24 protein-coding genes are annotated in these 26693 nt (G+C 72.4%); 10 read left to right on the top strand and 14 right to left on the bottom strand.

All coding sequences use genetic code 11. The annotated features are described in order from the left end of the window. Positions 1 to 118: 118 nt before the first annotated feature. Positions 119 to 598, top strand: coding sequence for a hypothetical protein (locus IE178_RS04335; RefSeq protein WP_193511347.1), 480 nt, complete (start codon positions 119 to 121; stop codon positions 596 to 598). A gap of 49 nt (positions 599 to 647) precedes the next feature. Here the strand turns inward: IE178_RS04335 and IE178_RS04330 are convergent, their stop codons facing one another. Both IE178_RS04330 and IE178_RS04325 read right to left on the bottom strand, forming a co-directional pair. Beyond that, positions 648 to 1922, bottom strand: a complete 1275-nt coding sequence (locus tag IE178_RS04330) for an SWIM zinc finger family protein (RefSeq protein ID WP_193511346.1) — start codon at positions 1920 to 1922, stop codon at positions 648 to 650. Further along, positions 1922 to 4807, bottom strand: coding sequence for an SCO1167/SCO6262 family helicase (locus tag IE178_RS04325; RefSeq protein WP_498370631.1), 2886 nt, complete (start codon positions 4805 to 4807; stop codon positions 1922 to 1924). Before IE178_RS04325 ends, IE178_RS04330 begins: the two co-directional genes overlap by 1 nt. A 262-nt stretch (positions 4808 to 5069) precedes the next feature. On the opposite strand from IE178_RS04325, the gene IE178_RS04320 reads away from it, so the two are divergent. After that, on the top strand, positions 5070 to 5252 hold the full coding sequence (locus tag IE178_RS04320; protein WP_184762180.1) for a tail-anchor membrane protein: 183 nt from the start codon (positions 5070 to 5072) through the stop codon (positions 5250 to 5252). Between the two features lie 12 nt (positions 5253 to 5264). On the opposite strand, the gene IE178_RS04315 is transcribed toward IE178_RS04320, so the two are convergent. The 3 genes from IE178_RS04315 to IE178_RS04305 form a co-directional block, all read right to left on the bottom strand. Next, positions 5265 to 6650: a tannase/feruloyl esterase family alpha/beta hydrolase gene (locus tag IE178_RS04315; RefSeq protein ID WP_193511345.1), complete on the bottom strand. Its 1386-nt coding sequence runs from the start codon at positions 6648 to 6650 to the stop codon at positions 5265 to 5267. Between the two features lie 183 nt (positions 6651 to 6833). Next, positions 6834 to 7697: a hypothetical protein gene (locus IE178_RS04310; RefSeq protein ID WP_184762178.1), complete on the bottom strand. Its 864-nt coding sequence runs from the start codon at positions 7695 to 7697 to the stop codon at positions 6834 to 6836. 137 nt (positions 7698 to 7834) lie between these two features. Then, positions 7835 to 8131, bottom strand: a complete 297-nt coding sequence (locus tag IE178_RS04305; protein WP_193511344.1) for a hypothetical protein — start codon at positions 8129 to 8131, stop codon at positions 7835 to 7837. A 97-nt stretch (positions 8132 to 8228) separates the two neighbouring features. Between IE178_RS04305 and IE178_RS04300 the strand changes: the two genes are divergently transcribed. Next, a complete protein-coding gene (locus IE178_RS04300) occupies positions 8229 to 9110 on the top strand; it encodes an oxygenase MpaB family protein (RefSeq protein ID WP_193511343.1) in 882 nt (293 codons plus the stop codon). Between the two features lie 75 nt (positions 9111 to 9185). Here the strand turns inward: IE178_RS04300 and IE178_RS04295 are convergent, their stop codons facing one another. Further along, positions 9186 to 9785: a class I SAM-dependent methyltransferase gene (locus IE178_RS04295; protein ID WP_193511342.1), complete on the bottom strand. Its 600-nt coding sequence runs from the start codon at positions 9783 to 9785 to the stop codon at positions 9186 to 9188. A 345-nt stretch (positions 9786 to 10130) separates the two neighbouring features. Here IE178_RS04295 and IE178_RS04290 point away from each other — a divergent pair, with 345 nt between their 5' ends. Then, positions 10131 to 10538: a roadblock/LC7 domain-containing protein gene (locus IE178_RS04290; protein ID WP_184762174.1), complete on the top strand. Its 408-nt coding sequence runs from the start codon at positions 10131 to 10133 to the stop codon at positions 10536 to 10538. Between the two features lie 126 nt (positions 10539 to 10664). Continuing rightward, positions 10665 to 11588, top strand: a complete 924-nt coding sequence (locus tag IE178_RS04285) for a DUF6397 family protein (protein WP_193511341.1) — start codon at positions 10665 to 10667, stop codon at positions 11586 to 11588. 1 nt (position 11589) lies between these two features. On the opposite strand, the gene IE178_RS04280 is transcribed toward IE178_RS04285, so the two are convergent. Beyond that, complete coding sequence (locus IE178_RS04280; RefSeq protein ID WP_184762172.1) at positions 11590 to 12456, bottom strand: acyl-CoA thioesterase; 867 nt, start codon at positions 12454 to 12456, stop codon at positions 11590 to 11592. A gap of 19 nt (positions 12457 to 12475) precedes the next feature. After that, the gene (locus tag IE178_RS04275; protein ID WP_193511340.1) at positions 12476 to 14989 is read right to left on the bottom strand and encodes a DEAD/DEAH box helicase; all 2514 of its coding nucleotides are present in this window, start codon (positions 14987 to 14989) and stop codon (positions 12476 to 12478) included. 145 nt (positions 14990 to 15134) lie between these two features. Here IE178_RS04275 and IE178_RS04270 point away from each other — a divergent pair, with 145 nt between their 5' ends. Continuing rightward, positions 15135 to 15929 carry a metal-dependent hydrolase gene (locus IE178_RS04270; RefSeq protein ID WP_184762170.1) on the top strand — a complete coding sequence of 265 codons (795 nt, stop codon included), beginning with the start codon at positions 15135 to 15137 and terminating at the stop codon, positions 15927 to 15929. Between the two features lie 20 nt (positions 15930 to 15949). On the opposite strand, the gene IE178_RS04265 is transcribed toward IE178_RS04270, so the two are convergent. The 5 genes from IE178_RS04265 to IE178_RS04245 all read right to left on the bottom strand — a co-directional run bounded on the left by IE178_RS04265 (position 15950) and on the right by IE178_RS04245 (position 21704). Further along, the gene (locus IE178_RS04265) at positions 15950 to 16204 is read right to left on the bottom strand and encodes a type B 50S ribosomal protein L31 (RefSeq protein ID WP_184762169.1); all 255 of its coding nucleotides are present in this window, start codon (positions 16202 to 16204) and stop codon (positions 15950 to 15952) included. A gap of 51 nt (positions 16205 to 16255) precedes the next feature. Beyond that, on the bottom strand, positions 16256 to 16726 hold the full coding sequence (locus IE178_RS04260) for a DUF5709 domain-containing protein (protein ID WP_184762168.1): 471 nt from the start codon (positions 16724 to 16726) through the stop codon (positions 16256 to 16258). 622 nt (positions 16727 to 17348) lie between these two features. Next, entirely contained in the window at positions 17349 to 19130 is a 1782-nt protein-coding gene (locus IE178_RS04255) for an ABC transporter ATP-binding protein (protein ID WP_184762167.1), read from the bottom strand. Then, positions 19127 to 21025, bottom strand: coding sequence for an ABC transporter ATP-binding protein (locus IE178_RS04250; RefSeq protein WP_193511339.1), 1899 nt, complete (start codon positions 21023 to 21025; stop codon positions 19127 to 19129). Before IE178_RS04250 ends, IE178_RS04255 begins: the two co-directional genes overlap by 4 nt. Positions 21026 to 21239: 214 nt before the next feature. Further along, positions 21240 to 21704: a MarR family winged helix-turn-helix transcriptional regulator gene (locus IE178_RS04245; RefSeq protein WP_184762165.1), complete on the bottom strand. Its 465-nt coding sequence runs from the start codon at positions 21702 to 21704 to the stop codon at positions 21240 to 21242. A gap of 107 nt (positions 21705 to 21811) precedes the next feature. Between IE178_RS04245 and IE178_RS04240 the strand changes: the two genes are divergently transcribed. Together IE178_RS04240 and mltG are read left to right on the top strand one after the other, a co-directional pair. Then, positions 21812 to 23614, top strand: a complete 1803-nt coding sequence (locus IE178_RS04240) for an ABC transporter ATP-binding protein (RefSeq protein WP_193511338.1) — start codon at positions 21812 to 21814, stop codon at positions 23612 to 23614. Between the two features lie 43 nt (positions 23615 to 23657). Continuing rightward, positions 23658 to 24503, top strand: coding sequence for an endolytic transglycosylase MltG (mltG, locus tag IE178_RS04235; protein ID WP_193511337.1), 846 nt, complete (start codon positions 23658 to 23660; stop codon positions 24501 to 24503). A 22-nt stretch (positions 24504 to 24525) separates the two neighbouring features. On the opposite strand, the gene IE178_RS04230 is transcribed toward mltG, so the two are convergent. Further along, positions 24526 to 25593: an NAD(P)-binding domain-containing protein gene (locus IE178_RS04230; RefSeq protein ID WP_438874345.1), complete on the bottom strand. Its 1068-nt coding sequence runs from the start codon at positions 25591 to 25593 to the stop codon at positions 24526 to 24528. A gap of 124 nt (positions 25594 to 25717) precedes the next feature. Here IE178_RS04230 and IE178_RS04225 point away from each other — a divergent pair, with 124 nt between their 5' ends. Next, the gene (locus IE178_RS04225; protein WP_184762161.1) at positions 25718 to 26140 is read left to right on the top strand and encodes a secondary thiamine-phosphate synthase enzyme YjbQ; all 423 of its coding nucleotides are present in this window, start codon (positions 25718 to 25720) and stop codon (positions 26138 to 26140) included. Positions 26141 to 26310: 170 nt separating this feature from the next. Then, positions 26311 to 26655 (top strand): hypothetical protein, encoded by a 345-nt coding sequence (locus IE178_RS04220; protein ID WP_193511335.1) that lies wholly within the window; start codon positions 26311 to 26313, stop codon positions 26653 to 26655. Positions 26656 to 26693: the final 38 nt, after the last annotated feature.

Raw genomic sequence — 26693 nt, 5'->3', positions numbered from 1 at the left:
CGCGCGGGCGTACCTCCGCGCGGAGTACGTCGGAAGCATGGCGACCATGCCCTGACTGCGCATCAGGTTCCGCGCGGCGCCTCGCGCGGGGCCAGGGCTCGCGGCGACCATGGTGGGTATGGCCATGCCACCCGTTCCGCCCCAGCCGCCGCCCGGCCCGCCGGACGACACACCGCCCCCGGGCGGTGGCTTCGGACCGCCCTCCTACGGCGGCGCGCCGCCACCCCCGCCGCCCGAGCCACCCGACGACCGGGGTGGCCACGGACGCGGACCCGGCGGGCGCAGGCTCCTGCTGGTCCTGCTCGCCGTGATCGTGGCCGTCACCGCCGTCTCCCTCATCGTGCTGATGGCATCGGGTGGCGACGACTCCCCGGACAAGGCGCCCACCGAGACCGGCACGGGCACCGGCGGCTTGCCCGACCCGTCGCTGGGCATCCCCTCCGAGCTGCCCAGCGGTCTGCCGAGCCGGCTGCCGTCCGGCCTCCCGACCGAGCTGCCGTCCGGGTTCCCCACCGAGCTGCCGAGCGGGGTGCCCAGCAACCTGCCGAGCGGTCTCGAATCGCTCCTGCCGTCCCTCGGGGACGTCGGGCTGCCCTGATCCTCGACGGCACGGCACGGCGCCCGGCGCCGCCTCCGGGACGACGGGACTACTCCCCGGAGGCGCGCCCCGCCGAGGCCAGGGCCGTCGCCGGATCCTGGGAGGGGCCTCCCGCCGGGAGCCAGCGGCCGCGTTCCTCGCGGTACGGCCACCAGCGGCCGTCGCGGCTCAGGCGTAGCTGGAGGGGCGCGTCGACGACCGTCCAGCGGTTGGCCCGGGACCGAAGCGCCGGTCGTTCGTCATCGGCCCAGGCCGACTCCAGAGCGGCCTGCGCGCGTGCCAGGCTTTCGCCCCGCACCGTCCACTCCTCGTCGAGCACGGCCAGCGCCGCCGTACCACCCTGCCGCCAGGCCCGTACGGCCACGTCCAGTCCCTCCCGGCCGCGCCCCGACCCCTCGGCGAGCCGGTCCGCCACCGTGCGTCCGGGCTCCCCTGCGGCCAGCCGCACCGCATCCCGCGCCACCGTCGGCTCCGGTTCCACGGGCTGCCGGTCGTGTCCTTCCCGCAATGCCTCCGCCAGCAGGCGGTGGGCCCGCGCGGCGGTCCGCGCGGCCAGGAATTCCAGCGCCGGGGGTTCGACCCCGGCGGCCGGCCCCGTCTCCGTGTCCAGCGACGGCGGGAGCCCCGGCGCCCCGGGGAGCGCCGGAGCGCCGGGCAGCGACGGCAGGATGTCCCCGGCCGCGTACGCCTCGGCCGCGTCCACGCCTTCCGGATCCGGGGCAGGCGGCTGCCCGGCGGACGTGTCGCCGCGCGTCTGGAGCGCGTCCAGCAGGGCGCGCTCACCGCGCCCCCGCATCAGCAGCAGGACGAACGGGTCATGGTCCAGCAGCCGGGCCATCTGATAGCAGAGCGCCGCCGTGTGACCGCAGTGGTCCCACACCCCGCAATCGCACTCCGGCTCCAGGTCGCCGAGGCCCGGCAGCAGTTCGACGCCGGCCAGCTCCGCGTCCTCGACCAGATGCGTCGGCATGTCGCGGTCGAGCAACGCCGCGACGTGCCCGGCCCGTTCGACGGTCATCGCCAGGAACCGGTCCCACTGTTCCCCGGACAGCTCCTGCAGCAGGACGTCCGCCCGGTGGGCCGTACCGTCCCGGTCCCGTACGACTGCCGTGATGCGCCCGGGCCGCACGGACACCGCGCCCACCGCTCCCGCGCGGGCGAGCCCGCGGCCCGCCTTGAGCTGCCCGGAGTCCAGTGCCGTGCCCTCGAGTGCCGTCAGCCACGCCAGGCCCCACCAGGTCTGCGCGAATCCCCGGCCGCGCGCGGGCGGCAGCGCGGCGAAGGTGCGCTCCACGCCGGTCTCGTCACCGTCGTACCGGGTCATCACAGTCCCCCTCGCAGTGCGACCAGATCCGCCAGTTCCCCGTCGGTCAGCTCCGTGAGCGCCGCCTCACCGGAGCCCAGTACCGCGTCGGCCAGCTCCCGCTTGCGGACCAGCAGCTCGGCGATGCGCTCCTCGATCGTTCCCTCGGCGATGATGCGGTGCACCTGCACCGGCCGGGTCTGGCCGATGCGGTACGCGCGGTCCGTCGCCTGCGCCTCGACGGCGGGGTTCCACCAGCGGTCGTAGTGCACGACGTGCTCCGCGCGGGTGAGGTTCAGCCCGGTGCCCGCCGCCCTCAACGACAGCAGGAACACCGGAACCTCGCCGTCCTGGAATCGGCGTACCATCGCCTCGCGTTCGGCGACCGGCGTGCCGCCGTGCAGGAACTGCGACGGTACGCCCCGCGCGGCCAGATGCCGTTCCAGCAGCCGGGCCATCCGCACGTACTGCGTGAACACCAGGACGGCGGCCTGTTCGGTGAGCACCGTGTCGAGCAGCTCGTCCAGCAATTCCAGCTTCCCGGACCGCCCCGCGACCACCGGCCGCTCCTCCTTCAGGAACTGCGCGGGGTGGTTGCAGATCTGTTTCAGACCGGTCAGCAGCTTCACGATCAGTCCACGCCGCGCCATGCTGTCCGCGCCGGAGATCTCGGCCAGCGCCTCCCGCACCACGGCCTCGTACAGCCCCGTCTGCTCCTGGGTGAGCGACACGGCGTGATCCGTCTCCGTCTTCGGCGGCAACTCGGGCGCGATGCCCGGGTCCGACTTGCGGCGACGCAGCAGGAACGGCCGGACCAGCCGGGTCAGGCGCTCCGCCGCGGCCGGGTCCTGTCCGCCCTCGACGGCGTCCGCGTACCGCCCGCGGAAGGTGCCGAGCCGGCCCAGCAGCCCGGGAGTCGTCCAGTCGAGGATCGCCCACAGTTCCGACAGGTTGTTCTCCACCGGCGTGCCGGTGAGGGCCACGCGCGCGCGTGCGCCGATGGACCGCAGTTGCCGTGCCGTCGACGAGTACGGGTTCTTCACGTGCTGGGCCTCGTCGGTGACGACCATGCCCCAGGGGACCTCGGCGAGCCGGGGCGCGTCCAGCCGCATGGTGCCGTACGTGGTGAGCACGAATGCGCCGTCGGCGAGGTCGTCCAGCGCGCGCCGGGCCCCGTGGAAGCGGCGCACCGGAGTGCCGGGCGCGAACCGCTTGATCTCCCGCTGCCAGTTGCCCATCAGAGAGGTCGGGCAGACCACCAGGGTGGGGCCCGCGGACGCGGGATCGGTCTGGCGGTGCAGATGCAGGGCGATCAGGGTGATGGTCTTGCCGAGACCCATGTCGTCGGCGAGACAGCAGCCGAGGCCCAGGGAGGTCATCCGGGCCAGCCAGTTCAGTGCGCGCCGCTGGTAGTCCCGCAGCGTGGCGGCGAGGGCGGCGGGCTGCTCGACCGGCTCCTGCGCCTCGGGGTCCGCGAGCCGGTCCCGCAGGGCCGCCAGCCACCCGGTCGGCCGCACCTCGATCCGGCTGCCGTCGACCTCCACGGAGCCCGTCAGCGCCGCGCCGAGCGCGTCCACGGGCGTGATCCTGTGATCCTGACGCGCACGGGCCCGGGCCAGCTCCCGAGGATCGATCAGGACCCACTGGTCGCGCAGCCGTACGAGGGGACGGTTCGCCTCGGCCAGCCGGTCGAGCTCCTCGCGCGTGAGGCGCCGGTCGCCCAGGGCGATCCACCAGTCGAAGGCGAGCAGCGCGTCGGCGGTCAGGAACGACGGCCCTTCCGCGAAGCCGGCCCGCCCGGGTCCCGGCCCGTCGTCGGCGGGACCGACCTCCGCGTGGGTGGTGAGTTCGCGGACCAGTTCCCTGGGCCAGTGGACGTCGACGCCCGCGCCGGCGAGCACCCGGCCGGCCTCGCCGAGGAGTTCGGCGACCTCCTCCTCCGCCAGGTCGACCGCGTCCGGCACGGTCGCCGACAACAGCGGTGTGAGCGGCGCCCAGGCGCGCGCCGCGCGGCGCAGCACGAGCAGGGCCTCCATGCGCGCGCGGGAGTCGAAGAGCGTGCCCGGGGCCCCGGCCCACACCTCGGCGGCGTCCGCGACGAGGGCGGGATCGCTCACGCTGTGCATCTGGAGCACGGCCCGGAACGACACATCCGCGCCGTCGGACGTCCCGTCGGACGCGCCCTCCGCCGCGTCCGTCAGCCCGCGCACCTCGATCCGCAGCGACAGCCGTACCCCCGCGTCGTGGCCCGCGGCGATGTCGGCGGCCCAGGACCGCAGTTCGGGAAGCCGCTGCGGTTCGGGTTCCGCGAAGGCCGGGCCGCCGGTGACCAGGTGGGCGGCGGGGGAGCGGGGGAGGGCGTCGGCGACCGAGTCGAGGAAGGCGCGCAGCAGCCGTTCGGGGTCGGGCAGGCGCGGCGGCGCGGTGCCGTCCAGCGGCACGGCGTGCGCTTCCGGCGGCATGGCGGCGGCGAGCCGGCGGATCGCCTCGATGTCCTTCGCGTCCAGCGGGCCGATGCGCCAGGCATCGTGGTCGGCGGGGGACAGGCCGGGCAGCAGCAGGCCCCGCGCCACGAAGTGCAGGGCCTGCACGGCGGCGGCACCCCAGAACCGTGCCGCGCGATGCCCGGCACCATCGGTTCGCGCACGCGTGAGGACAGGGAGCACCGCGTGCACCGGCAGCAGGGCGGCGGGCACGCGCACCGTCTCGACCCCGCCGTCGCCGGGCACGACGACGCCCAGGTGGCCGGCCGATGCCATGTCGGTGACGGGAGGAGCGGAACCGTCGGGCCGCCAGAAGCCGACCCGGCCGGTGCGGGCGGGGTCACCGGGAACGAATACCGCCGGACAGCGGGCCAGTTCGGAGTGTGCGCAGGAGGATGCCGGGGGAGTGGTCTGCTCAGCGATGACAAGTCCTCAAACTTGACTAGTGAATCGGAGTCGCCGAGAGTACAGCATGAGCGGCGTCGGTCGGGTATGCCTGAGCTATGAGCCGGGTCACCATGGGGACGCGTCGTGACTCCCCTCCCCGGGAGGCTCCGACGGACTCTCCCGGAGACCTTAGGGGACGCACCTCAGGGACGTCTCAGGGTCGCGGTCCGGAACCGCCGAACGCGCGGGCCCGTTTTCACGACAGAGAGCGGCAGTGGCCGCGAAGGAGGCGACACTCATGTCGAAGAACGCCAAGATCGCCGCGGGAGGTGTGGCGGCCGGACTCGTCCTGCTGATCTGGCTGCCCTGGTGGGCCGCGCTTTTGATAATCCTGGGAGTCCCGGCCGCCGCGTACCTCGCCCTGGACCCCGCACAGCGGCGCAGGCTGCGCCGCGTCTCGCGCAAGGAGCTGGGCCGCTGAGGCGTTACCGCGTCACCGCGTCACCGCCTCACCCGTGCCCAGCGCGCAGGAGTTGACCACGTCGCCGCCCGCGGGTTTGTTGATCGTCCGGTCAGCGGGCGGTGCGACTCCGCGCTCCACCCATGCGACCAGAGCGTCGAACGCCGAGCGGTAGCAGGGCAGGATCGGCCGGAGCAGGTCCGGATAGGCGTCGTACAGCCCGTCGACGTGCGTGCCGTCCTGCACCGTGTAGTAGCGGTGCATCCCCCCGCGCCCGCTCGCCTCGATCATGCGGTCGTACGCATCGGAGTCGGTGGACTTGGGCAGCAGCGCGTCCAGATCGCCGTGCAGGGTGATCATCGGCCGCCCGATGCGCCCGGTGAGCGCCACCCGTTCCACCGCTCGGTGCACGGACGCGGGACGCGAGGCGTAGTCGTAGGAGGCGTCGGAGGGACACGGCGCCAGGATCTGTTCCGTCGTCGAGCCCGCGGAAGGGCCCGGACAACCGGGGTCGTAGGCCGGGTCGAACTCGGCGCGGTAGATCTTCTGCGTGACTCCCCAGTAGGCCTTCTCGTGGTACGGCCACAGGAACTCGGAGCCGCGCGCGAAGCCCGCCGCGTACATGTCCTCGTCGGTTGCCGCACCGAACATACGGGCCACCGCCACCGGCAGGGAGCGGAGCGGTTGGCCCCCGCCGGCGGCCCACAGGGTGCCCTCCCAGTCCACCCCGCCGTCGTACAGCCCGGGATGCCTCTCCAGTTGCCAGCGCGTGAGGTAACCACCGTTGGAGACACCGGTCATATACGTACGGCGCGGGGCGTGTCCGTAGCGCTGGGCCACCGCGCGCTGGGCCGCCCGGGTGAGCTGCGTGGTCCGCGTGTGCCACTCGGCGATCGCGTCACCGGGCCGTTTCCCGTCGCGGTAGAAGTCGACGCCGCTGTTGCCCTTGTCGGTCGCCGCATAGGCGTACCCCCGCGCCAGCACCTGGTCGGAGATCGCCTTGTCGGTCGCGTACTGCTTGCGGTTGCCGGGCGCACCGGTGACGACCAGCCCGCCGTTCCAGCGGTCCGGCAGCCGGATCACGAACTGGGCGTCGTGCCGCCAGCCGTGGGTGTCGTTGAAGTGGGAGGAGTCCGGGAAGTAGCCGTCGATCTGCACCCCGGGCACGCCGGACGGCGACCGCGTGGCCGAGGCCGTCAGCCCCGCCTGGTCGGCCATGTCGGTGTACGGGGTACCGGCCAGCCCCGTGGTGGTCAGATCGTCCAGACAGGCACTGCGCTGATGGGCGGCGCCGGGCACGCGCACCCGGTCCTGGCGCGCGCAGTGGTCGTCCCCGGCCGCACCGGCCGGAGTCGGAGCGGTGAGGGCGGCCGCGGCGAGAACGGCGGCGAGCAGCGGAACGCCACGGGAGGGGCGCATGACGGCCTCCGGGAGGACGGACGGCGGAACACGGGCAAAGGGCTCAGCGCGGGACTGCCCCATGGTGAGGGCCCGACGTCGCCGTCATCGATGGGCTGGCGCCATACGGAGCAGCGCCCGCATGTGGGGTCTCAGCACACGCTAACGTCCATCACGCCTGCCGCTGGCGGAGGCCGCGCGTGCTCAGAGCGGCCGTACGGCCATCTGGTCGAGCGCCTCGAGCAGGCCGGGCAGCTCCGGGCCCCTACCCACCGGGAGGACTTCGCCGGGTTCGTCGTCGAGCAGCACGAACGCGATGTCGTCCGTCCTGGCCACCAGCGACCAGCCCGGACCGTCGGCCCGCAGGGTGCGTGCACCGCCCGGCGCGAAGGACGAGCGGACCCGGCCGAGCGGCGGTGGCGACGCGACATAGCCACGTGCCTCCGCCAGCGCGCGCCGGATCCCGCTGTGGCCGCCCGACGGCCCGCCTGCCTGTTTCCGGCCGTCCTCGTCCGTACGGTCCCCGGTGCCGTCCGGCGCCCCGGCGGAGCCACCCGGTGCCGGGAACGCCGTGTCGTCGACCCGCTCGCGCCAGGACGCCCACTGGAGCGCGATCTCATCGGCTCCCAGACGACGCTGGGCCGGTCCCCAGACGCCGGCGTCCGGCGGCGTCAGCGGGGGCCCGTCCGCGGCCTCGGGGCCGGGGTCGTGCGGCGCGGGCACGTTCGGCGCCGCGACGGCGACCGCGAGGGGCCAGCCGGGCAGCGCGGCGACGACCGTACGCTCGTCCGGCGACAGATCGTGCTCCATGCCGCAGTCCCAGGACGCGATCGCCACGGCGACCAGCGAGACGTCGTCGACGACGACCGTCCACCGTGCGCCCTCGCCGTCCTGGCCGAGCACCAGGCCGTATCCGTCGGCCGCGGGCGGAAGACCGAGCGTGGCGCACGCCTCCGGATAGTCGTCGCCCAGCACGCTCGGGAACTTCGCCGGCGTCAGCAGCGCCGCCGTGAGCACATAGAGCGCATCGTCCGCGGCGGCGACGGCCTCCTCGTCCGTCCCGGCCATCCCAGCCTCCCCATCGGTTCGTCCAACGGCGCGCACCCTATGCCGACCCCGAGCCCCTTGTCACGACCCCGCACCCGCACCCCGAGCTGCAGCTTTCCGGCCGGACGGGGCGAATCGACCACCGCCCGGCGGGCGGTTCAGGCGGCCGGCAGCCCCAGCAGCGCCCGCGCGACCTCGTTCGGGGACTCGTCCCTCTCCCGCGCGAGCGCGACGACCGCACGGCACGCCAGCTCGTTCACCCCGAACGACAGCGCCTCCGGCGAAACCCAGCCGGCCGCCTCGTCGATCCGGTCCTGATCGCCCTCCGCGCAGGCCGAGACGTAGGCCGCGGCTGCCTCGAACAGATTGTGCGGACGCTCCTGCCGCCCGGTCCGCTCCCCCGTGCGCAGGCTGTCGATCACTCTGTTCCCGATCCCCCGAACGCTTTTCCACATGCGGTCCACCTTCCCCCTGGCCATTGCCCTCGCCGACCGTTCGTCTCCCGCTGCCCAACGTAGAGTTGTGGTCTCGGCGGCAGAAGGGGGCAGCACGGTGCGGCGCTTCGAACGGCTGGAACGGATCCGGCGCATGGACCCCTACCGGGAGGCCACGGAGATCCACCGGCTGAGCTCCGCGTACGAATTCCCCTGGGACTTCACGCGGGCCCTGGAACTGGCCCTCTACCGCACCTACGCCGTTCCCCGGATCGGCCGACTGCTGGCCGGGACGGCCGAGCTCACGGACCGGTCCCAGAAGCGCTACGACGACACCTCACTGCTCCTGGACGCCATTGTCGAGCACGGATTCGGCAGTGACCAGGGCCGGACCGCGATCCGCCGCATCAACGGTATGCACCGCGCCTACGACATCCCCGACGACGACATGCGGTACGTCCTGTGCACGTTCGTGGTGATGCCCAGGCGATGGATCGACGCCTATGGGTGGCGCAGACTGTCACGTCACGAGATCGTCGCCAGTGCCGTTCACTACCAGGCCCTCGGACGGCACATGGGCATCAAGGACATCCCCCGCACCTACGAGGAGTTCGAAAGCTGCCTGGACGCCTACGAGGAGGCCCACTTCGGCTGGGACGAGGGCGCGCGGCGGGTGTCGGACGCCACGCTCGACCTCATGACCTCCTGGTATCCCCGCCCGCTCGCCCCCGTGCTGCGCACCGCCACACTCGCCCTGCTCGACGAACCCCTGCTGCGTGCCTTCCGCTACACCCCGCCGAGCGCGGCCACGCGCGCGTGGGCGCGCCGGGCGGTACGCCTGCGGGGGCGCGCCGTCCGTCTGCTGCCGCCCCGCCGCGCCCCGCACTTCGCCCGGCAGAACTGGGAGATCAAGAGCTACCCGAACGGGTACCTGCTCCGGGACCTGGGCACCCACCCGGTCCCGGGGCTGCGGGGGTGCCCGGTGCGGCACGGGGACTGAGGCCCCGGCACCCTTCGCGTCCGGGCCCGGCCCGGGCGGCTCCGACGCGCGCCCGTCGGGGAACTCCTCGGCGGCTCAGCCCTCGTGCACGGCCAGTGCCAGGAACCGGGCGTCCTCGTCGACGTACGACGTCATCCGCCACCCCGAACGGGCCAGCAGCGCACGGAGATTCGGCTCCGCGCGGAGGTCGTCCGGCGTGATCGCGCGGCCCTGGCGGGCGGCGAGCGCCGCCCGGCCGATCGGATGGAACAGCGCGAGAACGCCGCCGGGCCGCACCACCCGCGCGATCTCCCTCAGGTTTCCGGCCGGGTCGGGCAGATGCGCGATCAGACCCGCCGCGAACACGGCGTCCAACGAGGACGAGCGCAGCGGCAACGCGGCGACATCGGCCAGCAACAGCGCCCCGTCGCGGTCCCGTCCGGCCCGTGCCGCCTCCCGCAGCATGGCCGGGGTCAGATCAGCGCCCAGGACCAGGCCCGAGGGCCCCACGGCCGCACGCAGCGGAGGCAGGGCCCGCCCCGTTCCACACCCCGCGTCGAGCACCCGGTCACCCTCGCGCAGCCCGAGTTCGGCGACCGCGGCCGCGTAGACCGGGCCGTCGTCGGGGAAGCGGCGGTCCCAGTCGGCGGCACGGGCCGTGAAGAACTCCTGGACGTGTGTGTGGTCGTCGCTCATGCTCCGCATGATCCCCCACCGGCACGGGTGACGCCGCGGAGCACACGTGCGAGCGTGACGCGTTCGTTCCGGTTCACCACCGCGCACGGGCGCGGGACCCGGGGAAGGACGTGCTGATCGGCTCGTCGACTACGCCGGACGGATGCACGCCACCCGGCTGCCCGACTCGGCGGGAGGACCACGGGAGGCCACCCCTACCCTCTTCCTCGGTCATCTTCCGCCCCATGGCTTCCCTCCTCCTTGCCCGGCGCCCGGTCCTGGGGAAGGCTGGCGCGCGGGCCCTCCCGCCAGGAGGGGACACCACACGGGGAACACCACGGGGAAGACCAGGGGGAGATTCACGACATGGCGCAGAACCAGGGACTCGACTGGCTGCTGGACGACCTGACCCAACGCGTCGAACACGTACGGCATGCGCTGGTCCTGTCCAACGACGGACTGGTGACGGGCGCGAGCACGGGACTGCGCCGCGAGGACGCGGAGCACCTCGCCGCCGTGTCGTCCGGACTGCACAGCCTGGCCAAGGGCTCGGGGCGGCACTTCGGCGCCGGCGGGGTCCGTCAGACGATGGTCGAGTTCGACGACGCGGTGCTCTTCGTCACCGCGGCCGGCACCGGCAGTTGCCTGTGCGTGCTCAGCGGTGCCGAGGCCGACATCGGCCACATCGCGTACGAGATGACGCTTCTGGTCAACCGGGTCGGTGAACATCTGGACGTGGACGCCCGCCGGGCGAAGCCTGACACAGAGCTCTGACCTGCTCATTCATCCTTTCCATGCGGAGTTATCCACAGGCTCGCCACGGAGCGTGACGGACCGGCTACGGTTTTTGGAGCGGGCGCACCCGGCGCCGGCCGTCCACACTCCACGGGGGAGACGAGCATGTCCGGACCACACGCCATCACGCACGACACCACCACCGCTGTCACCGCCGAGCGGGCCACGGCACACGGCGACACCTGGGTCACGACGGGCCGCGCAGCGCGCGAACTGGGCGTGAAGCGCACCGAGTTCGATTTCGCCGTGCATCTCGGGCGCATCCGCACGGCCCCGGACGACGGCGGAGGCCGGCGGGTCGGCCGAGCCGAGATCGAGCGGCTCCGCGCCGGGCCGGGGTTTCCCGAGTCCCTGCGACGGAGCGTGAAGACCGTCGGCACCACGGAGGGCGCGGCCCTGATGGAGGTGACGAAAGCCCGGTTCATCCGCCTGGCGAGGCTGGGACCACTGGTGCCCGTGACCTTCTATCCGAACCGCTACCGCGCCGTCGTCTGGCTCTATCTGGCCGAGGAGCTGAGGCTGTTCGCGGCCGACGACAGGAACGCACCGCTGCTGACGGGGCGCACGCCCGAGGGCCTCAGGAGCCAGCTCGACGCCGGCATCGACCTGCGTCCGCGCAACTGGCGCGCCCGGCACCTGGGTTTCCTGCTCCGCCAGGCCGACAACCCCTGGGCGCGCGCCGGGGCCGTGGCGTCGCTGCTCGACCCGCTCCACGTCTCGCAGGTCGTCAAGGACCCCTACGACCGGTCCCACCTGCACGGGTTCCGCCGGCCGCCGCCCTCCCAGGGGGCCCCGGGGTCACCGGCCGCACACCTCGCCAAGGAGCTGACGACGGCTCAGGACGCGGACGGGATCGCCTGGCTGCAGGCGGACCTGAGACGGCTGACGGAAGAGGCACGGGAACACCGGCCGGCACCCCGTCCCGCCGCTCACCGTCCCGGACCGGCTCATCGGACGTCCCGGGCCGTCGAACCTGCCCGCCGGACATCCCGTGGCCTGCTCGGCCGGTGGCGCCGCAGAAACCGGTGACCTACAGCGCCCGGAACAACCCCTCCTGGACGACGGACACCAGCATCCGGCCCTCCCGGTCGTAGATCCGGCCGCGGGCCAGTCCCCGCCCGCCCGTGGCGATCGGCGACTCCTGGTCGTACAGGAACCACTCGTCCGCCCGGAACGGGCGGTGGAACCACATGGCGTGGTCCAGCGACGCCATGTCGAAGCCGCGCGGACCCCACAGCGGTTCCACCGGGATCCGCACCGCGTCCAGCAGCGTCATGTCACTGGCGTAGGTGAGGGCGCAGGTGTGGACGAGCGGATCGTCGCCGAGCGGACCGACCGCGCGCATCCACACCGCGCTGCGCGGCTCGGCGCCCTCGACCTCCTCCGGATCCCAGCGCAGCCGGTCCACATAGCGGATGTCGAAGGGCTGGCGGCGCGCCATCCGCTCCAACTGCTCGGGAAGCGTGCCCAGATGCTCACGGATCTCCTCCGTGACCGTCGGCAGCGACTCCGGGTCCGGGACCTTACGGGCCGGCGGCAGCTGGTGCTCGAAACTCCCCTGTTCAGGCTTGTGGAAGGAGGCGGTGAGATTGAAGATCGTGCGGCCCTGCTGCACCGCGGTGACCCGCCGGGTCGTGAACGACCTGCCGTCCCGCACTTGTTCGACCTGGTACACGATCGGCACCCCGGGCCTGCCCGGGCGCAGGAAGTACGCGTGCAGCGAGTGCACGGGGCGGTCGCCCTCCGTGGTGCGGCCGGCGGCGACCAGAGCCTGGCCGGCGACCTGGCCGCCGAAGACCCGCTGGAGGGACTCCTGCGGGCTGCGCCCACGGAAGATGTTGACCTCGATCTGCTCCAGGTCGAGCAGGTCGACGAGGCTCTCGGCCGGGTTCGTCATGGGTGGCGTTCTCCTGTGCTCACAACTGGCCGACATCGGTGACACGGACGATCGCACGGCCCTCCGCGTCGGAGGCGGTGAGATCGACCTCGGCGCTGACGCCCCAGTCGTGGTCACCGTTCGGGTCGTCGAAGATCTGCCGGACCCGCCACAGCCCGTTCTCCGGCTGCTCCTCGATGAGCAGCAGCTTCGGCCCGCGGGCGTCGGGTCCGGTGCCGAGTTCCTCGTACTCGTCCCAGTACTTGTCCATCGCCTCGCCCCAGGCCCCGGCGTCCCAGCCCGCCTCGGCGTCCAGTTCGCCCAGCTCCTCCACCCGGTCGAGGGCGGCGAGCTCGACCCGGCGGAACATGGCGTTGCGGACCAGCACGCGGAAGGCACGCGCGTTGGCGGTGACCGGCTTGACCTGGTCGGCCTTCTCCTGCGCCTCCTCGGCGGTCATCTCCTCCGGATTGGCCAGCTGCTCCCACTCGTCGAGCAGACTGGAGTCGACCTGGCGCACCATCTCGCCCAGCCAGGCGATCAGATCCTCCAGGTCCTCCGACTTGAGGTCGTCCGGGATGGTGTGCTCCAGCGCCTTGTACGCACTGGCGAGGTAACGCAGCACGATGCCCTCGGTGCGGGCCAGCTCGTAGTGGGACACCAACTCCGTGAAGGACATGGCCCGCTCGTACATGTCCCGCACCACCGACTTCGGCGACAGCGGGTGATCACCGACCCAGGGGTGGCTCTTGCGGTAGGTGTTGTACGCGTGGAAGAGCAGCTCCTCCAGCGGCTTGGGGTAGCTGACGTCCTGGAGGCGCTCCATGCGCTCCTCGTACTCCACCCCGTCGGCCTTCATCGCGGCGACCGCCTCGCCACGCGCCTTGTTCTGCTGGGCGGCGAGGACCTGGCGCGGGTCGTCCAGCGTGGACTCCACCACGGACACCATGTCCAGCGCGTACGACGGCGACTCGGGATCCAGCAGTTCGAACGCGGCCAGCGCGAACGTGGACAGCGGCTGGTTCAGCGCGAAGTCCTGCTGAAGGTCCACGGTGAGGCGGACGATGCGGCCCTCGGCGTCCGGCCGGTCGAGCTTTTCGACGATGCCGCCGTCCAGCAGCGAGCGGTAGATGGCGATCGCCCGCCGGATGTGCCGCAGCTGCTGCTTGCGCGGCTCGTGGTTGTCCTCCAGCAGCCGTCGCATCGCCTCGAAGGCGTTGCCGGGCCGGGCGATCACCGACAGCAGCATCGTGTGCGTGACGCGGAAGCGGGAGGTGAGCGGCTCCGGCTCGGAGGCGATGAGCTTCTCGAAGGTCTGCTCGGTCCAGCCGACGAAACCCTCCGGCGCCTTCTTGCGCACGACCTTGCGGCGCTTCTTCGGATCGTCGCCCGCCTTGGCGAGCGCCTTCTCGTTCTCGATGACGTGCTCGGGGGCCTGGGCGACCACGAAGCCCTCGGTGTCGAAGCCGGCGCGCCCGGCGCGGCCCGCGATCTGGTGGAACTCACGGGCCCGCAGCGTGCGCACGCGGTTGCCGTCGTACTTGGTCAGAGCCGTGAAGAGCACCGTGCGGATGGGCACGTTGACGCCCACACCGAGGGTGTCCGTGCCGCAGATGACCTTCAGCAGGCCCGCCTGTGCGAGCTTCTCCACCAGCCGCCGGTACTTGGGCAGCATTCCGGCGTGATGCACACCGATGCCGTGCCGGACGTAGCGGGACAGGTTGCGTCCGAACTTGGTGGTGAAGCGGAAGTTGCCGATCAGTTCGGCGATCCGGTCCTTCTCCTCACGCGTGCACATGTTGATGCTCATCAGCGCCTGCGCCCGCTCCACCGCCTGCGCCTGGGTGAAGTGCACGATGTAGACGGGGGCCTGGCGGGCTCCCAGCAGATCGGTGAGCGTCTCGGTGAGCGGTGTGTACCGGTACTCGTAGGACAGCGGGACGGGCCGGGTCGCCGAGCGGACCACGGTGGTGGGGCGGTCGGTGCGGCGGGCGAGGTCCTTCTCGAAGAAGGAGACGTCGCCCAGCGTCGCCGACATCAGGACGAACTGCGCATGCGGCAGCTCCAACAGGGGGATCTGCCAGGCCCAGCCGCGGTCCGGTTCCGCGTAGAAGTGGAACTCGTCCATCACGACCTGGCCCACGTCGGCGTCCTTGCCGTCGCGCAGCGCGATCGACGCCAGTACCTCCGCGGTGCAGCAGATGACCGGGGCGTCCGCGTTGACGGACGCGTCACCGGTGAGCATGCCGACGTTCTCCGTGCCGAAGATCTTGCACAGCTCGAAGAACTTCTCCGACACCAGTGCCTTGATCGGCGCCGTGTAGAAGGTGACCTCGTCGCGCGCCAGGGCGGCGAGGTGGGCGCCCGCCGCGATCATGCTCTTGCCGGAGCCGGTGGGCGTCGACACGATCACGTTCGCCCCCGAGACCACCTCGATCAGCGCCTCCTCCTGGTGGGGGTAGAGCGTGAGACCGCGTTCCCGGGCCCACGACTCGAAGGCTTCGTACAGGGCGTCGGGGTCGGCGGTCGGCGGCAGCTGATCGATGAGGGTCACGTCCCCATCTTGCCTGCCCACCCGCCCGATGCGGGAATCGGCTGCGGGCGCGAAGATCGCGAACGCTACGCTGTGTCGCCGGCGGAGCGCCAACGCGCCCGGTCAACTGGACAGCGGCGAGCGAGGAATGGGGCGGGCAACGGCCATGATGGGACCAGCACACTCACTGTCGGGCGCCGCGGCCTGGCTCGGGGTCGGTGCGGCGATGGCCGCGGCCGGACACCCGATGCCCTGGCCGGTCCTCCTGGCCGGCGCCCTGATCTGCGCGGGCGCCGCCCTCGCCCCGGACCTGGACCACAAGGCGGCCACCATCTCGCGGGCCTTCGGGCCGCTGTCCCGCGGGCTGTGCGAGATCGTCGACAAGCTGTCCTACGCCGTCTACAAGGCCACCAGGAAGCAGGGCGACCCGCGTCGCTCCGGCGGGCACCGCACGCTCACCCACACCTGGCTGTGGGCCGTCATGATCGGCGCCGGCACCGCGGTCCTGGCGATCACCGGCGGCCGCTGGGCGGTGCTGGCCATCCTCTTCGTGCACATGGTGCTGGCCATCGAGGGCCTGCTGTGGCGGGCCACCCGCGGCTCCAGCAGCGACGTCCTGGTATGGCTGCTGGCGGCGGCCAGCGCCTGGATCCTCGCGGGTGTGCTGGACAAGCCGGGCAACGGCTCGGACTGGCTGTTCGCTGCGCCGGGGCAGGAGTACCTGTGGCTGGGGCTGCCGGTCGTGCTGGGCGCGCTGGTGCACGACATCGGGGACGCGCTGACCGTCTCGGGCTGCCCGATCCTGTGGCCGATACCCGTGGGGCGCAAGCGCTGGTACCCGATCGGCCCGCCGAAGGGGATGAGGTTCCGGGCGGGCAGCTGGGTGGAGCTGAAGGTGCTGATGCCCGCGTTCATGCTGCTGGGCGGGGTGGGCTGCGCGGCGGCGCTCAACGTCATCTGAGACAGGCGCGTGTCCGGGCCTCAGCCGGAGCCCTCACCGCCGTACCGGCGTTCGAATCGGGCCACGCGGCCTTCCGTGTCCACGGTCCGGGCCTGGCCCGTGTAGAAGGGGTGGCTCTCCGAGGAGATCTCCACGTCCACCACCGGGTAGGTCTCGCCGTCGTCCCACTCGATGGTCCGGTCGCTGTTCGCGGTGGACCGGGTGAGGAAGGCGTAACCGGCGGCACGGTCGCGGAAGACGACCGGGTGGTAGTCGGGGTGCTTGTCCTGCTGCATGAATGCTCCTCGGGCGACTCGGGCCGGCGCTCCGCGGGGGGAGCGGCGGGGTCAGCCGGGCAGGGTGTCCTCGTCGACGACGTGCATCGCGGCCTCCTCGGCGGAGGCGGCCGCGCCGTCTATGCCGACGTCCATGGCGACCAGGGCCTCCTCCTCGTCCTCGTGTGCCCCTTCGTCGGGCGCCACCAGCCGTCCGGAGCGTGCGGCGCCGACCTCGTTGTCCAGGAGTTCCCCGTCGGTGCCGGAGGAATCGCCGAGACCGTCGCCGTCCGGGGCGGCGGGATCGGGGCGCTCCTCGGCGAGCCGCTGGTCCAGCGTCTCCCCCTCGTGGCGTTCCGCCGCCGTCACGCCGTAGTGCTCCACGGCCCAGGGCCGCTCCGGAGGGGACCAGCCCCGGTCGAGGGGGTCGGCGACGCCGTCGTTCTCCAGGGTGTCCTCGGCGTCGAGCAGTCCGGCGTCGTCCTGAATCTCGGACGCGTCGGGCTGGTAGACATCGTCTCCCCAACCGTCGGCGCTGTTCACGAGTACCTCCAGGGGTGGGGCCGGGCCCGTTCCCGCCGCGACCCGTGCCGGGCCGTCCGCACGGGGCACTGGCCCACCCGTACCCGGTCCGCCGGGCTCCCCGGGTGCTCCCCGAGCCGGTGCCTGACTCCAGCCTTCCACCCGAGCTCCCCACCGCGCAACGGCACGGCTCGGCGGGTGCCCCCGGGCCCCACCCCGTCCCGGTCACCGCTCCGAACCCTGACCGAGCGGCAGCACCCGGGCCCACCCCCCGGGGCGACACAGCCGTACGGGAACGGACACCGTACGGACATGGGCACCCGCCGCCGTTCCGGAGCCAGGTGCCTCCGTGGCCGGGCAGGCCCTGGGTGCCGTCCCGCGCCGGTGGCCCGGCGTGGGAAGACCCGGGACCGTTTCCGCAGTGGCGGCTCCGAGCGGGGAAGATCGCCCACTGCCACCCGCTCCCGGCTTCACCCCTGCCGGGGCGGAGCACGCTCCGGGCCGGAGCCGGTCCCGCACTAAGGCCCGGCGCCGCCCGGCCGCACCGCGACGGGGCCCGACGCCCCGGTGACCGGGGACGCCGGGCCGGCCCGAGGGCAAACGGTCAGAAGGCCGGGGCCGCCCGGACTCACCCGTTCACCGCTCACCCGTGCCAGGACCGCCACAGTGCCGCGTACGCCCCGTCCGCCGCGACCAGCTCGTCGTGGCTGCCCAGTTCGCTGATGCGGCCGTTCTCCACGACGGCGATGACGTCCGCGTCGTGGGCGGTGTGCAGACGGTGGGCGATGGCGACGACGGTCCGGCCGTCCAGGACACGCGCCAGGGAGCGTTCCAGGTGACGCGCCGCGCGCGGGTCGAGCAGCGAGGTCGCTTCGTCCAGGACCAGCGTGTGCGGGTCGGCCAGCACCAGCCGGGCCAGCGCGATCTGCTGGGCCTGGGCCGGGGTGAGGGCGAACCCGCCGGAGCCGACCTCGGTGTCGAGGCCGTCGTCGAGCGCACGGGCCCAGCCGTCCGCGTCGACCGCACCGAGCGCAGCCCACAGCTCCGCGTCCTCGGCCTTCGTCCGGGCGAGCCGCAGATTGTCGCGCAGGGAGCCCACGAAGACGTGGTGCTCCTGGTTGACCAGGGCCACGTGCGACCGGACCCGTTCCGCCGTCATCCGCGACAGCTCGGCGTCGCCCAGGGTGACTCGTCCGTCCCGGGGCGCGTAGATCCCGGCGAGCAGCCGGCCCAGGGTGGACTTGCCCGCGCCCGACGGGCCGACCAGCGCCAGCCTGGTCCCGGGGGCGACCTCGAGGGACACCTTGCGCAGGACGTCCACGCCCTCCTGGTAACCGAAGTGGACCTCGTCCGCGTGCACCCGGCGGCCGTCGGGGGTCAGATCGGCATCACCGGCGTCGGGCTCGATGTCCCGGACCCCCACCAGCCGGGCCAGCGACACCTGCGCCACCTGCAGCTCGTCGTACCAGCGCAGGATCAGCCCCACCGGGTCGACGAGCATCTGCGCGATCAGCGCGCCCGTCGTCAGCTGGCCGACGCCGATCCAGCCCTGCAGGACGAACACACCGCCGATCATCAGCACCGAGCCGAGCACGGTCACATGGGTGATGTCGATGACGGGGATGAGGACCGACCGCAGCCAGAGCGTGTAGCGCTCCCAGGCCGTCCACTCCCTGACGCGCTGGTCCGACAGGGCCACCCGGCGCGCGCCGAGGCGGTGTGCCTCCACGGTCCGCCCCGCGTCCACGGTCTCGGCGAGCGCGGCGGCCACGGCGGCGTACCCGGCGGCCTCCGAGCGGTAGGCGGCAGGCGCCCGCCGGAAGTACCAGCGGCAGCCGACGACCAGCAGCGGCACGGCGACGAGCACGGCCGGCGCCAGCTCGGGCGCCGTGACGACCAGTCCGCCCACCAGCAGCACCACCCACACCATGCCGATGGCCAGCTGGGGCACGGCCTCCCGCATCGCGTTGCCGAGCCGGTCGATGTCGGTGGTGATCCGCGACAGCAGATCACCCGTGCCCGCCCGCTCCAGGACGCCCGGCGGCAGCCCGACCGACCGCACCAGGAAGTCCTCGCGCAGGTCGGCCAGCATCCGCTCGCCGAGCATCGCCCCGCGCAGCCGCACCTGCCGGACGAACGCGGCCTGCACGGTCAGCGCGATGACGAACACCGTGGCCGTGAGCCCCGGATGCAGTTCCCGCTCCCGGTCCGAGACCCCCTCCACCAGTCCGCCCAGCAGATACGGGCCCACCATCGAGGCGACCACGGCGACCGTGTTCACGGTGATCAGCAGCAGGAAGGCCCGGCGGTGCCGGCGCAGCAGCTCCATCACGTAGGCACGCACGGTCGCGGACGCGCCCACGGGCAGGGTGCTGGCCGCGGTCGGGGCCGCCGGGTCGTAGGCCGGCGGCGCCATGCCGATCATGCTGTCTCCTCGATCTCTTCCAGGTCTTCCAGCTCTTCCAGTCGGTGCAGGACCTCGTCGTCTCGCAGTGCGCGGTCCCTGTCGCGCAGTGCGCCGTCCTTGTCCGAAACCTCGCCGTCGCGCGCTGCGCCGCCTTCGTCCAGAACCTTGGTCAGCGCGGCCTCGTCCTCGGTCTCGCGCGTCACCACGGCCCGGTACCGGGGCTCGGTACGCACCAGTTCGCGATGGCCGCCGACCGCCGCGACGCTGTCGCCGTCCAGGAACACCACCCGGTCGGCGCGGTCCAGCAGCAGCGGAGACGAGGTGAAGACCACGGTGGTGCGCCGAGCCCGCAGTTCGCGCACGCCCTGGGCGATACGGGCCTCGGTGTGCGAGTCGACGGCCGAGGTCGGCTCGTCCAGGACGAGCACCTCGGGGTCCGTGACCAGTGACCGGGCCAGGGCGAGCCGCTGGCGCTGGCCGCCGGACAGGGACCGCCCGCGTTCGGTGATCCGGGCGTCCATCGGGTCGTCGGTGTCCAGTGAGCCCTGCACCAGTGCCGCCAGTACGTCCCCGCACTGCGCCGCGTCCAGCGCGTCGCGCGGATCGACCGCACCGGAGGCGGGTACGTCGAGCAGTTCGCGCAGGGTGCCCGACAACAGCACCGGATCCTTGTCCTGCACGAGGACGGCGCCGCGGGCGGAGCTCAGCGGCAGTTCGTCCAGGGGCACCCCGCCGAGCAGCACCGAGGTGCCCTGTTCCGCGGCATGCCCGCCGAGCCGTTCGGCCAGCCGCCCAGCCGCGTCCGGGTCGCCGCACACCACCGCGGTGAGCAGGCCCGTGGGGGCGAGCAGACCGGTCGCCGGATCGTACAGGTCACCGGTCGGGGTCTCGGCGTCACGCGACCCCGTGGTGTCGGTGGCTCGTTCCAGCGACAGCACGCGCGCGGCCCGCTTGGCGGAGGGACGCGAGAAGGAGTACGCCATGGCGATCTCCTCGAAGTGACGCAGCGGATACGTCAGCACCATGACCGAGCTGTAGACGGTGACCAGTTCGCCGACGGCGATCCGGCCGTCGCGGGCCAGGTGGACGCCGTACCAGACCACCGTGATCAGCAGGAGGCCCGGCAGCAGCACCTGGATCGCGGCGATCAGGGCCCACATCCGCGCGCTGCGTACGGCGGCGTGGCGGACCTCCTGGGAGGCGCGGCGGTAGCGGTCGAGGAACAGTTCCTCGCCGCCGATGCCGCGCAGCACGCGCAGGCCGGCGACGGTGTCCGAGGCGAGCTCGGTGGCCCGTCCGGCCTTCTCGCGCTGGGTGTCCGCCCGCCGGGTGGCCCGGGGCAGCAGGGGCAGCACCGCGATGGCGAGTACGGGCAGTCCCGCGGCCACGACCACACCGAGCGCGGGCTGGTAGACGACCAGGCCGACACAGACCAGCACGATGGTGACCGCCGCCGCGGTGAACCGCGACAGGGCCTCCACGAACCAGCCGATCTTCTCGACGTCACCCGTGGAGACGGCCACGACCTCACCGGCGGCGACCCGTCGGGTCAGCGCGGAGCCCAGCGTCGCGGCCTTGCGGCCCAGGAGTTGCTGGACGCGGGCGGCGGCGGTGATCCAGTTGGTGACGGCGGCGCGGTGCAGGAAGGTGTCGCCGACCGCGTTGCCGACGCAGGCCAGCGCCAGCAGGCCGCCGGCCAGCGCGAGCCGGCCGCCGGAGCGGTCGACGGCGGCCTGGACGGCGACGCCGACGCAGAACGGCAGCGCGGCGACGGAAGCGAAGTGCAGCAGGCCCCACGCCAACGACTTGAGCTGTCCCGACAGTTGGTTGCGGAAGAGCCACCACAGGAATCGGGGACCCGAGCGCGCGTCGGGCACACCCGGGTCGGGGTACGGAAGGTGTTGAATCTGCATGACGTCCCAGTGGCTCGGATCAGGGGGGTGGCGGAGGGAACGGCGGCGAAGCGGTGGGGGGAGAGGGGGACCGAGGGCATGCCTGTGCGCCGTCCGCGGACGGAAGCAGCAAACCGTGACAGGTTGACGCCGCTATGTAGGGGGAGGCAAACGGTTTTCCCGGCCACCGCACGAAACCGGCGGCACGAACCGCCGGTACGTCACCTCACACGCGTCATTCGGACGTCTCACCGCACCTCGTGGCGACCGTCCCGTCGATCAGGGTGTGCAGCAACTCGCCCAGCGCTTCGCGCTGTTCGCCCCCCAGCGGAGCCAGGATCTCCTCCGCGGCGGACCTGCGCGCCGCGCGCAGTTCCCGCAGCGCCGCGCGTCCGTCGTCGGTGAGTTCGATCCGGATCACCCGCCGATTGGCGGGATCCGGCACCCGCCGCACCTTGCCGTTCGTCTCCAGTCCGTCGACCAGTGTGGTCACGGCCCGGGGGACCACCTCCAGCCGCTCCGCCAGATCGGCCATACGGGGTGGCGAGTCGTAGTGCGCGAGGGTGCGCAGCAGCCGTGACTGGGCAGGGGTGATACCGAGCTCGCGACGCTCCAGATGGCGCTTCTGGATGCGATGCACCCGGCGAGTGAGCCGGAGCAACTGCTCGGCCAGCAGGCCGTCGGGGTCGGGGGCGGTCATGCGGGAACAATATCAGGATGTCGTTCATTGTGAGTATAGGTAACAATGAGCTATGCTCCGCTCGCCCTCGGGTCACCGCCCGGGAGGCGCCCGTCCCGAAGGAGACCATGCACCCCGACCACGAACCCGACTGGACCCCGCCCGCCGGCGCGAAGGAGCAACCCCGGCAGGTGCGGCGCATCCTCAAGCTCTTCCACCCCTACCGCGGCCGCCTCGCGATCGTCGGTCTGCTTGTCGGCGCCGCGTCGCTGGTCTCGGTCGCCACACCGTTCCTGCTGAAGGCGATCCTCGACGTCGCGATTCCCGAGGGCCGCACCGGCCTGCTCAGCCTGCTCGCGCTGGGCATGATCCTCAGCGCGGTGCTCACCAGCGTCTTCGGAGTGCTGCAGACCCTGATCTCGACGACCGTCGGCCAGCGTGTCATGCACGATCTGCGCACCGCCGTCTACGGCCGGCTCCAGCGCATGTCGCTCGCCTTCTTCACCCGCACCCGCACCGGTGAGGTCCAGTCCCGCATCGCCAACGACATCGGCGGCATGCAGGCCACCGTGACCTCCACGGCGACCTCCCTGGTCTCCAACCTCACCAGCGTGGTCGCCACCGTCGCCGCGATGCTCGCGCTCGACTGGCGGCTGACCGTCGTGTCGCTGGTCCTGCTGCCGGTGTTCGTCTGGATCAGCCGCCGCGTCGGCAACGAACGCCGGAAGATCACCACCCAGCGCCAGAAGCAGATGGCCGCGATGGCCGCCACGGTCACCGAATCGCTCTCGGTCAGCGGCATCCTGCTCGGCCGCACCATGGGCCGCTCCGACTCCCTGACCGGAGCCTTCTCGGACGAGTCCGAGCGTCTGGTCGACCTGGAGGTGAGGTCGAACATGGCCGGCCGGTGGCGCATGGCGGTCATCACGATCGTCATGGCCGCCCTGCCGGCCGTCATCTACTGGACGGCGGGCATCGCCATGCAGGCGGGCGGCCCGGAGGTCTCCATCGGCACGATCGTCGCCTTCGTCTCGCTCCAGCAGGGCCTGTTCCGTCCGGCCGTGAGCCTGCTGTCCACCGGCGTCCAGATCCAGACCTCGCTCGCGCTCTTCCAGCGCATCTTCGAGTACCTGGACCTCCCGATCGACATCACCGAGCGCGCTGACCCGGTGCACCTGGACCGCATCAAGGGCGAGGTCCGTTTCGAGAACGTCACCTTCGGCTACGACGACAGGAACGGCCCCGTCCTGGACGGCATCGACATCACCGTCCCGCCGGGTGGCAGCCTCGCCGTCGTCGGACCGACCGGAGCCGGCAAGTCCACCCTCGGTCACCTGGTGCCGCGGCTCTACGACGTCACCGGCGGGCGGGTCACCCTGGACGGGGTCGACGTCCGCGATCTCGACTTCGACACACTGGCCCGCGCGGTGGGTGTCGTCTCCCAGGAGACGTACCTCTTCCATGCCTCGGTCGCGGACAACCTGCGCTTCGCCAAACCCGACGCCACCGACGAGGAACTGCGTGCGGCGGCGGAGGCGGCCCAGATCCACGACCACATCGCCGCCCTGCCCGACGGGTACGACACGGTGGTCGGCGAGCGCGGCCACCGTTTCTCCGGCGGCGAGAAGCAGCGCCTGGCGATCGCCCGCACCATCCTGCGTGATCCGCCGGTCCTGGTGCTCGACGAGGCCACCAGCGCCCTGGACACCCGTACCGAGGCCGCCGTCCAGGAGGCCATCGACGCGCTGTCGGCCAACCGCACCACGCTGACCATCGCCCACCGGCTGTCCACCATTCGGAGTGCCGACCAGATCGTGGTCCTCGACTCCGGCCGCGCGGTCGAACGCGGCACGCACGACGAGCTGCTGGAGCGAGACGGGCGCTATGCGGCCCTCGTGCGACGGGACGCCCGACTGGAGCCGACAAAATGAAGATATGCCGGGTTTGTGGCGATATGCGGGTTACCGTGCCCGCATGCAGATGAACACTCCGTCACGGAGCACGATTCGACTGACGCGCCGGGGCCGTCTCGCCCTCGCGGCGATCGGGGCCGTCGTGGCCGGCGCCGCCGTGGCGGTGCCGCTGCTGATCATGAACGGCGACGGCGAGACCCGCCCCACGACCCTGGTGGTACCGGAGGGCTGGCGGGCGAGCCAGGTGTACGCCGCCGTCGACAAGGTCCTCGCGCTGCCCGCGGGCTCCACGAAGAAGTCCCTCGGCAAGGCGAACCTGAAGCTGCCGAACGAGGCCGAGGGCAATCCGGAGGGCTACCTCTTCCCGGCCACCTATCCGCTGGACGGGAAGGCGACCCCGGAGCGACTGCTGTCCCGGATGGTCGACACCGCCAACCAGAAGTTCAACGGAGCCCCGATCGCCGCCGGTGCGCAGCGCAACGCGATGAACGTCTATCAGGCGGTCACCGTCGCGAGCATCGTCCAGGCGGAGGCCTCCAACAGGACCGACATGGGCAAGGTGGCCCGGGTGATCTTCAACCGGCTGGAGCGCGGGATGCCGCTGCAGATGGACTCGACCGTCACCTACGCCCTGGGCCGCTCGACGCCGCGCGCGACGGAAGCCGACACCAGGACCGACAGCCCGTACAACTCCTACGCACGCATGGGGCTGCCGCCGACCCCGATCGACAACCCCGGCGAGGACGCGGTGCGCGCCGCGATCAACCCGACCCCGGGCGACTGGCTGTACTTCGTCACGGTCAAGCCGGGCGACACCCGCTTCACGGCCGACTACGCGGAACACCAGCGCAATGTCGCCGAGTTCGACGCCCGGCAGGCGAAGGCGGGCGAAGAGCAGAAGAAGTGAGCCGGCGGCCCGGCCCCGGCCGTCACGCCGCGACCGGCTCCCGTGCCAGCAGCCGCCTGATGTCCCGCACCGCCGCCCGTCCCGCCCGATTGGCGCCGATGGTGCTGGCCGAGGGACCGTAGCCGACGAGATGGACGCGCGGGTCGGCGACCGCTCGCGTGTCCTCGACCCGGATGCCGCCGCCCGGCTCCCGCAGTCGCAGCGGGGCGAGATGGTCGACGGCGGGACGGAAACCCGTGGCCCACAGGATGACGTCGGCCGCCACCCGCCGCCCGTCCGCCCACTCCACGCCGTCGGGTGTGATCCGGTCGAACATGGGCTTCCGGTCGAGCACGCCGTCCGCCAGCCCCTTCCGGATCGCGTCGTTGAGCGGCAGTCCCGTCACCGAGACGACACTGCGCGGCGGCAGCCCCTGCCGCACCCGCTCCTCGACGAGCGCCACGGCCGCCCGCCCCGCCTCCTCGTCGAAGGGCCCCTCGCGGAAGGCCGGGGGCCGCCGGGTCACCCAGGTCGTGGCCGCCGCGTACGGAGCGATCTCCAGCAGATGCTGGGTGCCCGAGGCGCCGCCGCCCACCACGACCACCCGCTGCCCGGCGAACGCCTCGGGCCCCGGGTACCGCGCGGTGTGCACCTGCCGCCCCCGGAAGGTCTCCTGGCCCGGATAGCGCGGCCAGAAGGGCCGGTCCCAGGTGCCGGTGGCGCTGATCAGGGCCCGTGTCGCCCAGGTGCCGTCCGAGGTCTCCACCAGGAGCCGCCCGTCGGGCCCCTCCCGCACGGCTCCTACGTCCACCGGACGCCGTACCCGCAGGTCGAAGGTCCGCTCGTAGCGGTCGAAGTACTCGCTGATCACCTCGGAGGAGGCGCGCGCCGGATCGGCGTCCGTGAGCTCCATGCCGGGCAGCGAGTGCATCCCGTGCACCTTGCCGTACGTCAGTGAGGGCCACCGGAACTGCCAGGCGCCGCCGGGGCCGGGGGAGTGGTCCAGCACCACGAAGTCGCGGTCCGGCTCGAACCCGGTCCGCCGCAGGTGATAGGCGCCGGACAGTCCCGCCTGCCCGGCGCCTATGACGACCACCTCGACCTCGCGCATGTTGTTCACGCTTCTACTAACAGGGTGAAGGTCGTGGATCTTCCCGGTCGTGGATCTTCCCACGCGTCGATCTTCCCGCCCGCCCTCGCGTGTCAAGCCCGGCACATGGGTCAGGATGGAGCACATGTCCGATGCCTTCACCACCCGCGTCCTCACCATCGCCACCGGCTCCGACGAGAGGGTCGTCGACATCACCGGCGACTGCGCGTCCTTCCTGCGGGAGGCGGCGGCCGGCCGCGACGGCCTGCTGAACATCTTCGTGCCGCACGCCACGGCCGGTATCGCCGTCATCGAGACCGGCGCGGGCAGCGACGACGACCTCCTGTCCACGCTGCACACGCTGCTGCCCGCCGACGACCGCTGGCAGCACCGTCACGGCAGCCCCGGCCACGGCCGCGACCACGTCCTGCCCGCCTTCGTCCCGCCCCACGCGACCCTCCCGGTCGTGGGCGGACGGCTGGAGCTGGGCACCTGGCAGTCGGTGTGCCTGGTCGACACGAACAGGGACAACCCCGACCGTCGGGTCCGGCTGAGCTTCCTCGGCTGAGCAGCTGCGGTCGGGGGTCCGCCGTGACGCGGTTGCTCTTGATCCCTCGGGTCGCGGACCGGCCGGCCGCATGGCCCGGGGGCGTGGCCGGGACCGTCCAAGGTCCCTCCAAGCTCTGCACAAGGCGGCGGTGAGAGATTTCCACCCAGTCGATCCGAGGGGGAAACACCATGCGTATCCGACGCGCACTCGCCGTCGCCGCCGTCGCCGCCGCACTCGCCACCGGGATCAGCGCCGGCCCCGCCGCAGCCGACCGGAGCAGCCCCGGCCCCGGCGAGGTCTCCGCTGCCGCGTGGTACCGGACCACCTCACTCGGAGGTCCGATCAGGGAGTGCTATGCGGCCAGTTGCGATGTGGTCGTGTCGACCTACTCCGGCGAGACGTTGGACTGGAGCCACAACGCCTACAACGATCACGGCAACCGCTGGTACTACGTGCGGTACTCGTTCGGCAACGGCACCCCCAAGACCGCCTACGGCTGGATCTACTGCGGCAACGTCACCGCTCCCTGCTGAACCGCACACGAACGCCCCACCCCGCGACGGGGGTGGGG

Source organism: Streptomyces griseoloalbus, from assembly GCA_014650015.1.
Classification (GTDB): Bacteria; Actinomycetota; Actinomycetes; order Streptomycetales; family Streptomycetaceae; genus Streptomyces; species Streptomyces griseoloalbus.
This window is presented reverse-complemented; position numbering and strand designations above follow the sequence as displayed.

What these genes read in the sequence shown, in the direction of transcription:
- IE178_RS04290 (WP_184762174.1), top strand. Translation starts at nt 10,131, where the DNA reads ATGGCGCAGAACCAGGGACTCGACTGGCTGCTGGACGACCTGACCCAA.
- IE178_RS04285 (WP_193511341.1), top strand. Translation starts at nt 10,665, where the DNA reads ATGTCCGGACCACACGCCATCACGCACGACACCACCACCGCTGTCACC.
- IE178_RS04310 (WP_184762178.1), bottom strand. Translation starts at nt 7,697, where the DNA reads ATGGCCGGGACGGACGAGGAGGCCGTCGCCGCCGCGGACGATGCGCTC.
- IE178_RS04225 (WP_184762161.1), top strand. Translation starts at nt 25,718, where the DNA reads ATGTCCGATGCCTTCACCACCCGCGTCCTCACCATCGCCACCGGCTCC.
- IE178_RS04265 (WP_184762169.1), bottom strand. Translation starts at nt 16,204, where the DNA reads ATGCAGCAGGACAAGCACCCCGACTACCACCCGGTCGTCTTCCGCGAC.
- IE178_RS04305 (WP_193511344.1), bottom strand. Translation starts at nt 8,131, where the DNA reads ATGTGGAAAAGCGTTCGGGGGATCGGGAACAGAGTGATCGACAGCCTG.
- IE178_RS04255 (WP_184762167.1), bottom strand. Translation starts at nt 19,130, where the DNA reads ATGATCGGCATGGCGCCGCCGGCCTACGACCCGGCGGCCCCGACCGCG.
- IE178_RS04230 (WP_438874345.1), bottom strand. Translation starts at nt 25,593, where the DNA reads ATGCGCGAGGTCGAGGTGGTCGTCATAGGCGCCGGGCAGGCGGGACTG.
- IE178_RS04245 (WP_184762165.1), bottom strand. Translation starts at nt 21,704, where the DNA reads ATGACCGCCCCCGACCCCGACGGCCTGCTGGCCGAGCAGTTGCTCCGG.
- IE178_RS04240 (WP_193511338.1), top strand. Translation starts at nt 21,812, where the DNA reads ATGCACCCCGACCACGAACCCGACTGGACCCCGCCCGCCGGCGCGAAG.
- IE178_RS04280 (WP_184762172.1), bottom strand. Translation starts at nt 12,456, where the DNA reads ATGACGAACCCGGCCGAGAGCCTCGTCGACCTGCTCGACCTGGAGCAG.
- IE178_RS04330 (WP_193511346.1), bottom strand. Translation starts at nt 1,922, where the DNA reads ATGACCCGGTACGACGGTGACGAGACCGGCGTGGAGCGCACCTTCGCC.
- IE178_RS04250 (WP_193511339.1), bottom strand. Translation starts at nt 21,025, where the DNA reads ATGCAGATTCAACACCTTCCGTACCCCGACCCGGGTGTGCCCGACGCG.
- IE178_RS04315 (WP_193511345.1), bottom strand. Translation starts at nt 6,650, where the DNA reads ATGCGCCCCTCCCGTGGCGTTCCGCTGCTCGCCGCCGTTCTCGCCGCG.
- IE178_RS04320 (WP_184762180.1), top strand. Translation starts at nt 5,070, where the DNA reads ATGTCGAAGAACGCCAAGATCGCCGCGGGAGGTGTGGCGGCCGGACTC.
- IE178_RS04295 (WP_193511342.1), bottom strand. Translation starts at nt 9,785, where the DNA reads ATGAGCGACGACCACACACACGTCCAGGAGTTCTTCACGGCCCGTGCC.
- mltG (WP_193511337.1), top strand. Translation starts at nt 23,658, where the DNA reads ATGCAGATGAACACTCCGTCACGGAGCACGATTCGACTGACGCGCCGG.
- IE178_RS04335 (WP_193511347.1), top strand. Translation starts at nt 119, where the DNA reads ATGGCCATGCCACCCGTTCCGCCCCAGCCGCCGCCCGGCCCGCCGGAC.
- IE178_RS04220 (WP_193511335.1), top strand. Translation starts at nt 26,311, where the DNA reads ATGCGTATCCGACGCGCACTCGCCGTCGCCGCCGTCGCCGCCGCACTC.
- IE178_RS04270 (WP_184762170.1), top strand. Translation starts at nt 15,135, where the DNA reads ATGATGGGACCAGCACACTCACTGTCGGGCGCCGCGGCCTGGCTCGGG.